Genomic DNA, 13459 nt, shown 5'->3' with positions numbered 1-13459 from the left:
GATGGCCCGGACCAGTTGGTCCGGGCCATCGTTGCAGGGAGAACGATCAGGGAACGGGTGCTTCAGCCTTTTCGGGCTCGGCCTTAGCCACGCCGCCAGCCGCCTTCTTCGATCCGCGCCGCTCGATCCACACCGCGATCCTCGAAACGAGGATGTTGATGGCGATGTAGATGGCTGCCGCCACGAAGAAGATCGGGAACAGGAACTGCGTACCCAGGAAGTCCGCCATGACCTGCACGGCGCGAAGGAGCTCGCCGTACGCCACGATGTAGCCGAGCGAGGTGTCCTTGAGGAGCACCACCATCTGCGCCACCAGGGACGGCATCATGCGCCTGATCGCCTGCGGCAGCTCGATCAGCATGCGTGACTTGAAGCTGGTCAGGCCGATGGCAAGCCCGGCCTCTCGCTGCCCCTTGGGCAGCGACTGGATGCCGGCACGGATGATTTCGGCGAACACTGCGGAGTTGTACAGCACCAGGCCGGTGACAACAGCAATGAACGGCGAGGTGCCGAAGCCCAGCAGGACGAACAGCATCATGAGGACTACCGGCATGCCGCGGAGGAATTCCAGCACCACCCGGATGGGGATCCGGATGAAGGCCACATCCGAGATGCGGAGCAGGCAGAGCAGCAGGCCCAGGGGGAAGGCGATGACAGCCGCGAGGGCTGCAGCGCTGAGCGTTGCGCCCAGGCCGTTGCCCAGGAGCGTCCATACATCGGCCCGGGTGAAGATCTGCCAGCGGCGTCCTTCAAAGATGCCCTGCTGCGCGAAAGTCATGATGATCCAGGCCAGCAGGCCCAGGATCAGCAGCGAACCCACGATGGATCCGATCAGGGAAATGCGCCGGGCTTTGGGGCCTGGCACGTCGTAGAGGACTGAGCTCATCGGGCAATCGCCACCTTTCGTTCCACCGTGCTGGCCAGGATGCCCAGCGGAACGGTGAGGAGCAGATAGAAGAACGCAACGCCCAGCAGGACGGGGATGACGGCGTCACCGTTGGCGTTTGCCAGCTGCCGGCCGTAGCCGAACAGCTCCAGGACGAAGAATGCGCCGGCAACCGAGGAGTTCTTGACCAGTGCGATCAGGATGTTGATAAGCGGCGGGACCACCGTCCGCAGGGCCTGCGGCAGGATGATGAGGTTCAGGACCTGCCCGAAGTTCATCCCGATGCTGCGGGCCGCTTCGGCCTGGCCCACCGGAACGCTGTTGACACCCGAGCGGACAGCTTCGGCGATGAACGCTGCGGTGTAGGTGCTCAGTGCAATGATGGCGGCAATTTCGAACTGCTCGAACTTCACTCCGAGCCGGGGAAGGACAATTGCGGCGAAGAAGAAGGCAATGGTCAGCGGAGTGTTCCGGAGGACCTCCACGTAAACGGTGCTGAATCCGCGGAGCGCTGCCACAGGGGAAACCCTGGCTGCTGCGAGGAGGGTGCCGAGTACCAGCGCGATGACGCCGGAAACGGCGGAGAGGAAAAGCGTGCGAAGAAAACCGTTCCAGTAGAGGGGAAGGTTCTCAAGAATGACGTCCATAGGATCCTTTGGATGTGGGCGTGGACGGAAGCGGAGACGGTGGTTGCCGGGGCCGCGGAGCAGCCCCGGCAACCACTGGGGTTACTTAGTAACGGTCAATCTCGGGCAGCTCGGGGGCAGTCTTGATGACCGAGCCCGCAGTGTCCTCCCAGGCCTTCTTGTAGGACCCGTTTTCCTCGAACTTTTCCAGCTGGTCGTTGATCCAGTTGCGGAACTCGGTGTCGTCCTTCTTCAGGCCGATGCCGTAGGGCTCCTTGGTGAAGGTCTCGTCGGAGGCGAGCTTGAAGGCTTCCGGCTCCTTGTCCACGAAGCCGGCCAGGATCACGTTGTCCGTGGTGACGGCTTCTACCTGCTTGTTGCGCAGCGGCTCAAGGCAGGCCGAGTAGGTTGCAGCCGGAACGAGTTCCGCTCCGTACTGGTCCACGATGGTGGCGGCCGGGGTGGAGCCCGTCACCGAGCACACCTTCTTGCCGCGGACGTCTTCGGGGGTCTTAATGGAGTCATTGTCTGCGTTGACCATCAGCGCCTGGCCGGCCTCGTAGTACGGGCCCGCAAAGCTGACGACCTGCTTGCGCTTGTCGTTGATGGTGTACGTGGCGATGACCAGGTCAACCTTGCCCTGTTCGATGAACGGCTCGCGGTTGGCGGAAACAGTCTCGGACCATTCGATCTTGTCAGCCGGGATGCCCAGCTCGGCCGCGATCAGCTTGCCGATCTCGACGTCGAAGCCGATGGGCTTGCCGTCCAGGCCCACCTGGCCGAAGAGGGGCTGGTCGTACTTGGTGCCGATCTTGATGGTGCCGGCCGAGGCGAGCTTTTCCATGGTGGTGCCGGCAGCGAACGTGGGCTCTGCAGCAACCGAGGGATCGCCCCCGGCGTCGGTGCCGCCCCCGCCGCAGGCGCTCAGGGACAGGGCGAGAGCGGCGGTAGCCGCCACGAAGAATGACTTCCGCCGGGTCATAAATGCCTTCATGACATTCCTTTCATTGCGGCCGTGGGTCACGGCCTGGGTGCGAACTTGGAGTGTTTGTCCGGGTGGATCAGTGGGTGAGGAGCTTGGACAGGAAGTCCTTGGCGCGGTCGCTCTTCGGATTGGTGAAGAACTCCTCCGGGGTGGCGTCCTCAACGATCTGGCCGTCCGCCATAAATACGACGCGGTCCGCGGCCTTGCGGGCGAATCCCATCTCGTGGGTGACCACGATCATGGTCATGCCCTCCTTGGCCAGCTGGATCATGACGTCCAGGACCTCATTGATCATTTCCGGGTCGAGGGCCGAGGTGGGCTCGTCAAAGAGCATGACCTTGGGCTTCATGGCCAGCGCCCGGGCGATCGCGACGCGCTGCTGCTGCCCGCCGGACAGCTGCGCCGGGAGCTTCGGGGCCTGGTGGCCCACGCCAACGCGTTCAAGGAGCGCCATTGCGTCCTTGTCCGCGGCTGCCTTGGAGACGCCTTTGACCTTGATGGGCCCGAGGGTCACGTTTTCGAGGATGGTTTTGTGGGCGAAAAGGTTGAAGGACTGGAAGACCATTCCGACGTCGGCACGCAGTTGCGCCAGTTCCTTGCCTTCCTCGGGCAGGACCTTTCCATCGATGCTGATGGTCCCGCCTTCGATCGTTTCGAGGCGGTTGATGGCGCGGCAAAGGGTGGACTTACCGGAGCCCGAAGGCCCGATGACCACAACAACCTCGCCCTTGCGGACCTGGAGGTTGATGTCCTTCAGTACGTGCAGCTGGCCGTAATGCTTGTTTACGGCGTTCAGGGAGACGAGGGCATCGCCGGGCACATGAGTAGTCATAGGAAGAATCTAGCGAACAACACAGGCTTATGACGCGAATCACCCCATGTTCCTGCGGATCGTGATTCAAGAGATACCTCCGGCTGGCAGGTTAGCCTAGGGGAATGAGCATCAGTGCAGATCCGGCAAGAAATTCCCAACCACGCCGCAAGGGGCCCCTTGAGCTGCGCCGCAAACAAGCGGCCGTGGAGATGTCGGACCAGCATCTGCTTGATACCAAGGGCCCCGGGCAGTTCGTCCACACCGATCCCTGGCGGGTCCTGCGAATCCAGAGCGAGTTCGTGGAAGGCTTCGGTGCCCTGGCGGACATCGGCAAGGCCGTGAGCGTCTTCGGTTCAGCACGCACCAAGCCCGGCAGCCCCTACTACGAGATGGGCGTGGAGGTGGGGCGGAAACTGGCGGAGGCCGGCGTTGCCGTCATCACCGGCGGCGGCCCCGGATCCATGGAGGCCGCCAACCGCGGCACCGTGGAGGGCAACGGCGTGTCCGTGGGCCTGGGGATCGAGCTGCCGTTCGAGCAGGGTCTGAACCAGTGGGTGGACCTGGGCATCAACTTCCGGTACTTTTTTGCCCGCAAAACGATGTTCGTCAAATACGCCCAGGGGTTCATCGTCCTGCCCGGCGGGCTGGGAACCCTCGACGAGTTGTTCGAGGCCATGGTCCTGGTGCAGACGCGGAAGGTGACATCCTTCCCGATCGTCCTCCTCGGCGTCGACTTCTGGGGTCCAATGATCGAGTGGATCAGGGGCACCCTGGTGGCCGAAGGCATGGTCTCCGAAAAGGACCTGGACCTGATCCAGGTGGTTGACGATCCCGCCGAGGCCGTTGATCGTGTGCTCCACGGGGCAGTTACGCCCTCCTTCAAGGGAGAGCAGCGGCCGGAGTAGCCGGGCCCGCCCGGGTGTCCGGGCTGGCGGCAGCCACCCGGTCTGGCACGATGGAACGGTGAGTTTCTTTCTGGTTTTCCTGGCCATCGGGCTGGTCGGGGCAGTTTTCTGGGTGGGCCTCGGGCTGCGTTCCGGCAGGAAAGGCAACGGTCCGTTGCCCGTCCTGCTCGACGGCGGCTTTGAACAGCCGCCTGCCAACCTTCCCCCTGTCCTGCTTCCTGCCCGGGCCGCGCCGGAGGATGTGGACCGCGTGCGCTTCTCCCTTGGCCTCCGGGGCTACCGGATGGACCAGGTGGACCAGGTCCTGGATGAATTGCGGGACCAGCTCGCCTCCAAACAGGAGGAGATTGACGCCTTGCGGGCAGAGCTGCTGGCCCTGCAGGAGGACGCCGCCACGGAAGCCGGCGGGACCGGGCCCACTGGAGAGAACACGCTGTGAGCACAGTGGCGCGGCGCCGCGCAGGCATCCTCCCCTCGCTTCAAGGGTTAGCCGGGCAGGCGGGAGCGGCCCTCCGAGGCTTGCCGTGGTGGCTGCAGGTTACCGCCATCTACTTGGCCGCCCGCCTGGCCAGCGCCTGCATCTTCATGGCTGCTGCCCTCCACCAAGGCCCGAACCCCTGGTTCCCGGCCAAGCCCGATTACTGGAACTTCATCAACATCTGGGACGCCCGCTGGTATGCCCAGGTCATTGCCGGCGGCTACCCTTCCGTCCTCCCGACGGACGCCGCAGGCAACGTCCAGGAAAACACGTGGGCCTTCTATCCCTTGTTTCCTGCCCTGGCCGGAGGGCTCAGCGGACTTACCGGCATGGCTCCCGCAGCTGCCCTGACCATCATCGCCATGCTTGCGGGCTGGGGAGCGGCGCTGGTTGTCTACGTCCTTTTCCGGCACAAGGCCTCCCACGCGCCCGCGCTTTGGGGTGTTGCCTTCTTCGCTACCTTCCCCGTCTCGGCCGTCCTGCAGGTGCCATATGCCGAACCGCTGTCCCTGCTGCTCCTCGCCGCAGCATTGCTGCTGGTGATCCGGAGGCAGTACCTCTGGGCCATTCCCGTGGTGGTGCTCCTGTGCCTGTCCCGCCCGGTAGGCGTTCCCTTTGCCGCCACCCTGGGGCTGCTCCTCCTGCACCATCTCTGGGCGCGGTTCGGCAAAGATCGGTTCCGCAATGCACCACCGCCCGCAGGGCAGCGGGAAGGAACCCATGCCACCCGTGACCTCGCAGCACTCGCCGTCCTGATCGGCGTCGGAGGCGCCATGGCGCTCGCCTGGCCCGCGGCAGCCTGGGCGGCCACCGGAGACATCCAGGCCTACACCAAAACGGAAACGGTATGGCGCGGCCACGACCTGGTGCCCTTCAAGCCATGGTTCGACACCGGCATCAGCCTTTTCGGGCCGGTGTTGGGGGTACTGGCCCCCTTCATTTACGTGGCGCTCTTCGCCGCCATGCTCTTCCTGCCCGCCGTCCGGCAGCTCGGCGTCGAACTCCGCTTGTGGTGCGCCTGCTATATGGCCTACCTGGTGGTGTTCCTGCATCCGCAGACCAGCACCTTCCGCATGCTGCTGCCACTGTTTCCGCTGGCGTTGGGAGCCGCCCTGGCCTCCATGTCCCGGGCCTACCGCGGGACGGTGGTGCTCATGTTCCTGCTGCTGCAGATTGTCTGGATCGTGTGGCTGTGGGCCTGGGCGCAATTGCCGGGCGGAGGGGATTACCCTCCCTAGCCAGGGGATTATCCACCCTGGCCATTGGGGCTTCCGCGCAGGTCAGGGCGGAAATAGCGGCACGCAGGAAATGTCCATCGATTAGCTACGTGCGGGTAATTCCGCGATAATAGTTAGTAAGCAAGGACAAAAAGCATTCAGAATACGCGCAGCCCGGGCGGTGTCCAACCACTCCGCCATGGCAGCTTTCATCTACATGCGGACACAGCCCGCCCGGGCTGATCAGTCCTGGGACTAAATGGAGGGGAATTCCTCATGGCGGCTATGAAACCACGCACCGGCGACGGCCCAATGGAAGTCACCAAGGAGGGCCGCAGCCTGATCATGCGCGTCCCGCTCGAAGGCGGCGGGCGTCTGGTGGTCGAGCTGAACGCTGCCGAGGCAGCCAACCTCAAGGAATGCCTGGTCGGCGTTACCGAATAATCGTGAAAAGGCAGGGCCTGCAGCCACCGGCTGCGGGCCCTGCCTTTTTCGGATCCCTATTTCTTGACCGCTACCAGCAGGCCGTCGCCGGTGGGGAGCATGGCCGAAGCCAGCCTGTCGTCGTCGCGGATCGCCTTGCCCACCTGGCGAAGGACCACGGTGTTGGCTTCGCGGCTTGCCGGGTTGGCCACCTTGTCCTTGTCCAGCGCGTCGTTAATGATCAGTAGCCCTGCAGGCTTCAGTAGCCGGATGGCCTGTTCCACGTATCGGGGAAGCCCGGGTTTGTCGGCGTCAATGAACACCAGGTCATAGGCACGGTCTGTCAGGCGGGGAAGGACGTCGCCCGCCCGGCCGGAAATGGTCCGGGTACGGTTTGCCGGGCTGCCCGCCTCGGAGAACGCCTCCCGCGCCGCCCGAAGGTGTTCGACGTCCACGTCAATGGTGGTGAGCACGGACTGTGGGCCAAGGCCGCGGAGCAGGCACACACCTGAAACTCCAGCCCCTGTCCCGATCTCGACGGCGGTCTGGGCTTTGGACGCGGCAGCCAGCACAGTGAGGACTGCTCCCACTCCCGGACCAATGGGCGTCACGCCAAGCTCGAAGGAGCGCTCCCTGGCCCGAAGCATGACCTCATCCTCAGCAGGAAGATCTTCTGCATAGGACCAGCTGGTGGACTTGTCGGCGCTCATGGGTTTCGCTTTCTGGGCGGCAGGGAATGTCCTTTACAGCCTACTGTGTCCGGTGGCAACGGCAGGGGAGGCGGGCGGTTGCGCCTAGGGCTGAACTTTTCCACAATCAGGAAATTCCCAGACAAGTTTGAAATGATTAATATCCGCTCATCCAAAAGGTGACCGGCGCCGAATCAGAGATGTCAACAGTATCCGGGCGTTAGTATTCCACGAGGGGAGTGGACGATGTCATCTTCAGTTGTGGCACCTGTCCCTGCAACAAACCATCCTGAGGTTGAGTGGGTTCGTCCCACCTGGGAAGAAGTGGTCACCAACCACTCGGCGAAGGTCTACCGGCTGGCTTACCGCCTGACGGGCAACAAGTACGACGCCGAGGACCTCACCCAGGAGGTGTTTGTCCGCGTCTTCCGCTCACTGGAGAACTTCAAGCCAGGCACGCTTGACGGCTGGCTGCACCGGATCACCACCAACCTCTTCCTGGACCAGGCGCGCCGGAAAACCCGGATCAGGTTCGACGCCCTCGCCGAGGATGCGGAGTCGCGGCTTCCCGGCCGTGAGCCCGGTCCGGAACAGAGCTTCGAGCTCAACAACCTGGACCTGGATGTCCAGGCTGCGCTCGAGGAACTTCCCCCGGACTTCCGCGCCGCCGTCGTCCTCTGCGACCTCGAAGGCCTGTCCTACGACGAAGTGGCGGAAGCGCTGGGCGTGAAGCTTGGCACGGTCCGCTCACGGATCCACCGCGGCCGGACCATGCTTCGGGAGAAGCTGGCGCACCGGGACCCGCGTCCCCAGCAGTCGCGCCGGAAACTGTCCATGCCGCGTATCGCCGGCATCCTCTGAACGGCGCATGAGGTCCCCGGCTCCCTTCGGACGCAGGCACCAGCGCACCAGCAGCCATCTCCAGTCCTGCCACGAATGCTCTGCAGCGGTGCGGCGGGAACGCCAGTACCTGGAGCGGCTCCGCGATGCCCCCATCCCTCCCGCCAGCGATGACCTGACGGCCCGGCTGCTGGCACGGACACAGGAGCTCGCCGCCGTCCCCCAGGTTCCCTTGCAACGGCCCGCGCAGCCCCGCACGGCTGTCCGGGTCCTGGCGCTGGCCGCCGGCGGCAGCACGGCCGCGGCAGCTGTCCTGGCTGCAGGTGCCTTTGCGGCGGCCGGGGATCCCCTGCCAGGGGAGGCCCCAGGGAATCCCGCCGCTTTCTCGCAAGTTTCGTCCCGGACACCGGCGGACGGCAGGCAGTTGAACGCTGAACAGCTCACCCTGCTTCGCTCAGAAGGCTGGGCCTGCCCGGAACTTGAAGCGATGGGCTTCCACCTTGAGTCGGCGAAGGCTACGGTGCTCAACGGGCAGCCGGCGGTCGAGCTGCGGCTGACGGACGGGTCCCACTACGCCACCGTGACCGAACAGCGGCTTCCCGCGCAAGCCGTTGGAGAGCAGGCTGGAACTGCCGACCGGGAAGCGGGTGCCAACCTTCTCGTTCTGCAGTCATCGCCGTGGCTGGCAACCTACCGGACACCGGGGCACAGCTTCACTTACGAGTCCGACCTGCCGGCGGAACGGGCCGATGACGCCGTCGCCATCCTGCAGCGCCTGGGCGCCAGGGCTGAAGAAGGGGTTGCCGCCGGAGCATCGGCGTCCCCCGAAGCAGGAGGGGAGCCGCTCACCACGCGGCTGCAGCGGGGAGCGAACCGGATCGTGGCCTTTTTCACCCCATAGCGCATGCACTTCTCCCGGGCCCCGGGTTGAAATCGTCACTGGCAGCCCGGAGAGGGTAATCTTCCTAAAGTGTTTGGAATCAACGGCCCGGAGTTCTTTCTTCTGCTGATCATTGGCGTTCTGGTGATCGGCCCCCAGCGGCTGCCCGAATACACCCAGAAGCTGGCGAACCTGGTCAAGGAAGTCCGGCGCATGGCCTCCGGTGCCCGCGAGCAGATCAAGGAAGAAGTCGGGATCGACATCGATGATGTCGATTGGAAGAAGTACGACCCCCGGCAGTACGATCCCCGGCGCATCATTAAAGAGGCGCTCCTCGACGACGATTCCAAACCCGTCAGCGCAGGCGCGCCGGCCGCAGTGGCCGCCGTCTCCGGAGCCGCCGCCGTGGCAGCCGACACCGCGCCGAAGCGGCCTGAACGCGTGATCCAGTCACTGCCGCCCGGCGAAGCTGCCCCCTTCGACACCGAAGCCACCTAGAACGCCTGCACGGGTTTCACGGCACTGCATTCGTCTGCCGGCACCCAACTGGCTGAGCCTCGCTGGATGGCTGGCGCCGGCTCAGCGCGGCTGAAGCCCCAGTTTCATGCCGGCCAACCCACGCGGTTTTGCTGCCAGCTGCCCAGCGATACCTGACAGGGCCGCCGCAGCAGGAGTCCCGGACTGGCCCAGGACGATGGGCACACCCGCGTCCCCGCCCTCCCGCAGCTGGATGTCCAGCGGAATCTGGCCCAGCAGCGGCACCTCCGCCCCTACCGTTGCCGTCAGCCGTTCGGCGAGGACCTGCCCGCCGCCGCTGCCGAACAATTCCATCCTGCCGCCGTCGGGCATTTCCAGGTAGGACATGTTCTCGATGACTCCCGCCACCTTCTGGCCCGTTTGCGTGGCGATGGCGCCGGCGCGCTCGGCGACGTCGGCGGCAGCCGCCTGCGGCGTGGTGACCACCAGGATTTCCGCCTTGGGCAGCAGCTGGGCCACCGAGATGGCAATGTCGCCGGTGCCGGGCGGCAGATCGAGGAACAGGGCATCCAGGTCGCCGAAATAGACGTCGGTGAGGAACTGCTCCAAGGCGCGGTGCAGCATCGGCCCGCGCCAGGCCACGGGCTGGTTGCCGCTGACGAACATGCCGATGGAAATCACCTTCACCCCGTACGCGACAGGGGGAAGGATCATGTCATCCACCCGGGTGGGCGGCTGCGTGATGCCCATCAGGCCCGGCACGGAGAAACCGTAGACGTCCGCGTCCACGATGCCGACGCGCAGGCCCTGGGCTGCCAGGGCACAGGCAAGGTTGACAGTCACGGAGGACTTGCCGACTCCGCCCTTGCCGCTTGCCACCGCGTAGACCCTGGTCAGGGAACCGGGCTCGTTGAAGGGGATCCCGCGCTGGCCTCCCGCGCCGCGGAGCAGCTCCTTGAGGGCATCGCGCTGTTCCTGGGTCATCACCTTGAGTTCAACGTCGACGGCGGCTACGCCGGGAACTGCCAGCAGCGCCTTTGTGGCATCGGCCGTGATGGTGTCCCTTAGGGGGCAGCCGGAAATGGTGAGCAGGACAACCAGGCTGGCCCTGCCGGCGTCGTCTACGGAGACGGACTCAACCATGCCCAGTTCGGTGATGGGGCGGCGGAGTTCGGGGTCGATCACCGTGGCCAGGGCAGCGTTGACTGCCTCAGCCAACGCAGTGTTGGCAGTGGGTTTGCTCATTAACGGTCCTGGGTGGAATGGCCGGGCTTGACCCGGGGGATCTGCTGGGTGCGCGGGTTGCGCTGCCGGTCACGCTGTTCCTTGAGTTTTTCCTTGACCTTGTCGCGCGGGGACTCGTGCTGCCCCTGGCCGGAGGGATCATGGGTCCGGAGCTCCTCCTGGGCCTCCAGCATGTCCTCAAGCAGTGAACGCAGCTCGGCACGGACGTAGTCGCGCGTGGCAACCTCGCGCAGCGCAATCCGCAGGGATGCGAGTTCCCGGGTCAGGTACTCCGTGTCGGAGAGGTTGCGCTCGGCGCGCTGGCGGTCCTGCTGGAGCGAGACGCGGTCGCGGTCGTCCTGCCGGTTCTGGGCCAGCAGCAGAAGCGGTGCGGCGTAGGAGGCCTGCAGGGACAGCATCAGGGTGAGCAGGGTAAAGCCGAGGTCGCGGGAATCGAACTGCCACGCCAGCGGCGCCCAGGTGTTCCAGGCCAGCCAGATGACCACGAAGACCGTCATGTAGACGAGGAACTGCGGCGTGCCCATGAAACGGGCAAAGCCTTCCGTGGCGTGGCCGAAGGCGTCCGGATCCGGCGAGAACTTGGGCAGGATGCGCTGGCGCCCGCTCAGTGGCGTATCCAGGCTGCCCTTGTCGGCCGTTTTCCGGGCGGGTATCCGCTGGTTGGGATTCTTGGGTGCGCTGCTCTCAGCCAATACGGCCACCAAGCCTTCTTATCGGGGCTTCGCCATCGTGGGCGCGCCAATCATCCGGCAACAGATGATCCAGAACGTCATCAACAGTCACCGCCCCCACAAGCCTGCCGGCGTCATTGACCACGGGGAGGGAGTTCAAATTGTAGGTAGCCAGCGTGCGCGCCACTTCGCTGATGTGGGCCTGGTCCGACAGTGGTTCCAGGTTCTTGTCCACCAGGTTGCCGAGCGGCTCGAACGGCGGGAACCGGAGCAGCTGCTGGATGTGGACAACTCCCAGGAAACGGCCGGTGGGCGTTTCCAGCGGCGGCCTGGCTATGAAGATGGAGGAGGCAAGTGCGGGGGAGAGTTCCTCGCGGCGCACGTGGGCCAGGGCCTCTGCGACCGTGGCCTCGGGAGGAAGGATGACCGGTACCGGGGTCATAAGCCCGCCTGCGGTGTCTTCGTCGTACTCCAGCAGGCGCCGGACGTCCTCTGCGCCTTCGGGCTCCATCAACTGAAGCAGCTCCTCCGCCTGGGCAGAGGGGAGCTCACCAAGGAGGTCAGCGGCGTCGTCAGGGTCCATCTCCTCCAGCACGTCGGCTGCGCGCTGGACGTCCAGGGCGGAGAGGATCTCCACCTGGTCATCCTCCGGGAGCTCCTGGAGGACATCGGCCAGGCGCTCGTCCTGCAGCTCGCTCGCCACCTCGAAACGGCGTTTGTCGCTCATCTCCTGCAGGGCTTCGGCGAAGTCCGCGGGTTTGAGGTCCTCATGGTTGGCCACAAACTGGGTGGCGGCCTGCGGCTCGGTCCGCGGGCCCTGGAGGGCGTCGGCCCAGTCGATGATCAGGGTTTCATTGCGGCGGAGCCGGCTCAGCGGGGAGAGGGAGTGGCCGCGGCGGACAAAGAGCTTGCTGACGAACCAGTCGCGTGAGCGGTGCTGGTCCATGGCGATGTCTTCGATGGTGGCGTCGCCGCTGCCGTCCCGCAGCGTGACACGGCGGTCGAACATCTCGGCCACCACCAGTGTTTCGGCACCGCGCTGTTCGAAGCGGCGCAGGTTCACCAGCCCGGTGCAGATGATCTGGGTCTGGTCAATGGAGGTGATGCGCGTCATCGGCACGAAGACGCGCTTCTTGCCGGGAACTTCGACGACGATGCCCACCACGTGGGGTGCGCCCTGCGTTCCCCGGGACAGCACAACAACATCGCGCAGCCGGCCCAGCCGGTCGCCCAGCGGGTCGAAGACGTCGAGGCCCAAAAGGCGCGCCACGAAGACGCGGGTAGGAGTTGTGCTCACTCCTACAGGCTACCGAGTCTGCTCTCTTTTAGCTGAATTTACAGGCAGCACACATGCTCATGGGCAAGAATGGGGGTATGGCAAACATATTTGGTGCTCCCAAGGCCGGCGGGCCCGGCGGAATGGATGAAGCCCGGGCCGTTCCCACCGGCGATACCGTGGGTTCCTACACGTCCTACCTGGATGCCCAGAAGGCCGTGGACTACCTGGCGGACCAGCAGTTCCCGGTCCACATGGTGTCCATCGTGGGCAACGAGCTGAAGATGGTGGAACGGGTGACCGGCCGCCTGAGCTACCCCCGGGTTGCACTTTCCGGAGCGCTGAGCGGCATGTGGTTCGGCCTGTTCGTGGGTGTCATGCTGTCCTTCTTCGCACCGTCACCGGGGTACTTCTCCATCCTTACCTCGGTACTGATGGGCGCAGCGTTCTTTATGCTCTTCGGCATCGTCACCTACGCCATGCAGCGCGGCAAGCGCGACTTCACCTCCACCAACCAGGTGGTGGCCACCAGCTACGACGTCGTGGTCTCGCCGGAGGCTTCCCACGAGGCCCGGCGCCTGCTCCAGCAGTTGCCGATGACCCGGTCGGATGCGGCCGCCGGCGGTGGTCCTTACACCCAGCGCGACTACAACAGCCAGCCCTACCAGCAGAACCAGCCCGGCCAGGGTCCGGCCCGCCCGTCAGGGTGGAACGATCCCTACGGCCAGCAGTCCTCGGGGTCCTCCGCCCAGGCACAGCCGGTCCAGGAGAACCAGGGCCAGCCTGCTGCCGCCCAGGACGCGCAGGAGCAGCCCGCTCCGGCGCGGGCAGTACGCTACCCGGACCTGCCGGACGGGCGACCGCAATATGGAGTCCGGCTGCCGCAGGCTCCCGCCGCTGACGCCAGCCACTCTGATGCCGGCCACCCTGACGCCGGCCAGCAGCACACGCCGGGACAGCGCGTTGACGGCCAGCAGGACACACCCGAACAGCACCCGGGTGAGCCGCGGCAGTAGCCTGCGGGCTGCTGAACGGGCAAAGACATGA

General features: G+C 65.2%; 16 protein-coding genes. 8 read left to right on the top strand and 8 right to left on the bottom strand.

The window, feature by feature from the left end; translation table 11 throughout:
- Nucleotides 1–46 precede the first annotated feature (46 nt).
- The 4 genes from ABRP28_RS08595 to ABRP28_RS08580 all read right to left on the bottom strand — a co-directional run bounded on the left by ABRP28_RS08595 (nt 47) and on the right by ABRP28_RS08580 (nt 3329).
- Nucleotides 47–886 (bottom strand): ABC transporter permease subunit, encoded by an 840-nt coding sequence (locus ABRP28_RS08595; protein WP_350001878.1) that lies wholly within the window; start codon nt 884–886, stop codon nt 47–49.
- Complete coding sequence (locus ABRP28_RS08590) at nt 883–1533, bottom strand: amino acid ABC transporter permease (RefSeq protein ID WP_102974984.1); 651 nt, start codon at nt 1531–1533, stop codon at nt 883–885. Before ABRP28_RS08590 ends, ABRP28_RS08595 begins: the two co-directional genes overlap by 4 nt.
- An 85-nt stretch (nt 1534–1618) precedes the next feature.
- The gene (locus ABRP28_RS08585; protein ID WP_350001877.1) at nt 1619–2506 is read right to left on the bottom strand and encodes a glutamate ABC transporter substrate-binding protein; all 888 of its coding nucleotides are present in this window, start codon (nt 2504–2506) and stop codon (nt 1619–1621) included.
- Between the two features lie 67 nt (nt 2507–2573).
- Complete coding sequence (locus ABRP28_RS08580) at nt 2574–3329, bottom strand: amino acid ABC transporter ATP-binding protein (protein ID WP_231456382.1); 756 nt, start codon at nt 3327–3329, stop codon at nt 2574–2576.
- 104 nt (nt 3330–3433) lie between these two features.
- On the opposite strand from ABRP28_RS08580, the gene ABRP28_RS08575 reads away from it, so the two are divergent.
- The 4 genes from ABRP28_RS08575 to ABRP28_RS08560 all read left to right on the top strand — a co-directional run bounded on the left by ABRP28_RS08575 (nt 3434) and on the right by ABRP28_RS08560 (nt 6355).
- On the top strand, nt 3434–4216 hold the full coding sequence (locus tag ABRP28_RS08575) for a TIGR00730 family Rossman fold protein (protein WP_104185063.1): 783 nt from the start codon (nt 3434–3436) through the stop codon (nt 4214–4216).
- Between the two features lie 58 nt (nt 4217–4274).
- A complete protein-coding gene (locus tag ABRP28_RS08570; RefSeq protein WP_350001876.1) occupies nt 4275–4655 on the top strand; it encodes a DivIVA domain-containing protein in 381 nt (126 codons plus the stop codon).
- Nucleotides 4652–5932, top strand: a complete 1281-nt coding sequence (locus ABRP28_RS08565; RefSeq protein ID WP_350001874.1) for a hypothetical protein — start codon at nt 4652–4654, stop codon at nt 5930–5932. The genes ABRP28_RS08570 and ABRP28_RS08565 overlap by 4 nt, the downstream gene beginning before the upstream one ends.
- A 255-nt stretch (nt 5933–6187) precedes the next feature.
- Nucleotides 6188–6355, top strand: a complete 168-nt coding sequence (locus ABRP28_RS08560) for a DUF3117 domain-containing protein (protein WP_009357720.1) — start codon at nt 6188–6190, stop codon at nt 6353–6355.
- 56 nt (nt 6356–6411) lie between these two features.
- On the opposite strand, the gene ABRP28_RS08555 is transcribed toward ABRP28_RS08560, so the two are convergent.
- Nucleotides 6412–7044 (bottom strand): O-methyltransferase, encoded by a 633-nt coding sequence (locus ABRP28_RS08555; RefSeq protein ID WP_350001871.1) that lies wholly within the window; start codon nt 7042–7044, stop codon nt 6412–6414.
- A 225-nt stretch (nt 7045–7269) separates the two neighbouring features.
- Between ABRP28_RS08555 and sigE the strand changes: the two genes are divergently transcribed.
- The 3 genes from sigE (at nt 7270) to ABRP28_RS08540 (ending at nt 9241) form a co-directional block, all read left to right on the top strand.
- On the top strand, nt 7270–7884 hold the full coding sequence (sigE, locus tag ABRP28_RS08550) for an RNA polymerase sigma factor SigE (RefSeq protein WP_350001868.1): 615 nt from the start codon (nt 7270–7272) through the stop codon (nt 7882–7884).
- 7 nt (nt 7885–7891) lie between these two features.
- Nucleotides 7892–8764, top strand: a complete 873-nt coding sequence (locus tag ABRP28_RS08545) for an anti-sigma factor (RefSeq protein WP_350001867.1) — start codon at nt 7892–7894, stop codon at nt 8762–8764.
- Nucleotides 8765–8833: 69 nt separating this feature from the next.
- Nucleotides 8834–9241 (top strand): Sec-independent protein translocase TatB, encoded by a 408-nt coding sequence (locus ABRP28_RS08540; protein WP_350001865.1) that lies wholly within the window; start codon nt 8834–8836, stop codon nt 9239–9241.
- Between the two features lie 81 nt (nt 9242–9322).
- Here ABRP28_RS08540 and ABRP28_RS08535 read toward each other — a convergent pair whose 3' ends face one another.
- Genes ABRP28_RS08535 through ABRP28_RS08525 form a run of 3 tightly spaced genes read right to left on the bottom strand, consistent with a single transcriptional unit; the run spans nt 9323 to nt 12433 of the window.
- Entirely contained in the window at nt 9323–10465 is a 1143-nt protein-coding gene (locus tag ABRP28_RS08535; protein ID WP_350001864.1) for an Mrp/NBP35 family ATP-binding protein, read from the bottom strand.
- Nucleotides 10465–11166 carry a DUF1003 domain-containing protein gene (locus ABRP28_RS08530; RefSeq protein ID WP_350001862.1) on the bottom strand — a complete coding sequence of 234 codons (702 nt, stop codon included), beginning with the start codon at nt 11164–11166 and terminating at the stop codon, nt 10465–10467. The genes ABRP28_RS08535 and ABRP28_RS08530 overlap by 1 nt, the downstream gene beginning before the upstream one ends.
- Entirely contained in the window at nt 11150–12433 is a 1284-nt protein-coding gene (locus tag ABRP28_RS08525) for a magnesium transporter MgtE N-terminal domain-containing protein (RefSeq protein ID WP_066277496.1), read from the bottom strand. Before ABRP28_RS08525 ends, ABRP28_RS08530 begins: the two co-directional genes overlap by 17 nt.
- 77 nt (nt 12434–12510) lie before the next feature.
- Here ABRP28_RS08525 and ABRP28_RS08520 point away from each other — a divergent pair, with 77 nt between their 5' ends.
- On the top strand, nt 12511–13428 hold the full coding sequence (locus ABRP28_RS08520; protein ID WP_350001860.1) for a general stress protein: 918 nt from the start codon (nt 12511–12513) through the stop codon (nt 13426–13428).
- Nucleotides 13429–13459: the final 31 nt, after the last annotated feature.

Source organism: Pseudarthrobacter sp. WHRI 8279 (genome assembly GCF_040224115.2).
Taxonomy (GTDB): Bacteria; Actinomycetota; Actinomycetes; order Actinomycetales; family Micrococcaceae; genus Arthrobacter.
The sequence above is the reverse complement of the archived record's forward strand: the minus strand, read 5'-3'. Positions and strand labels throughout refer to the sequence as shown.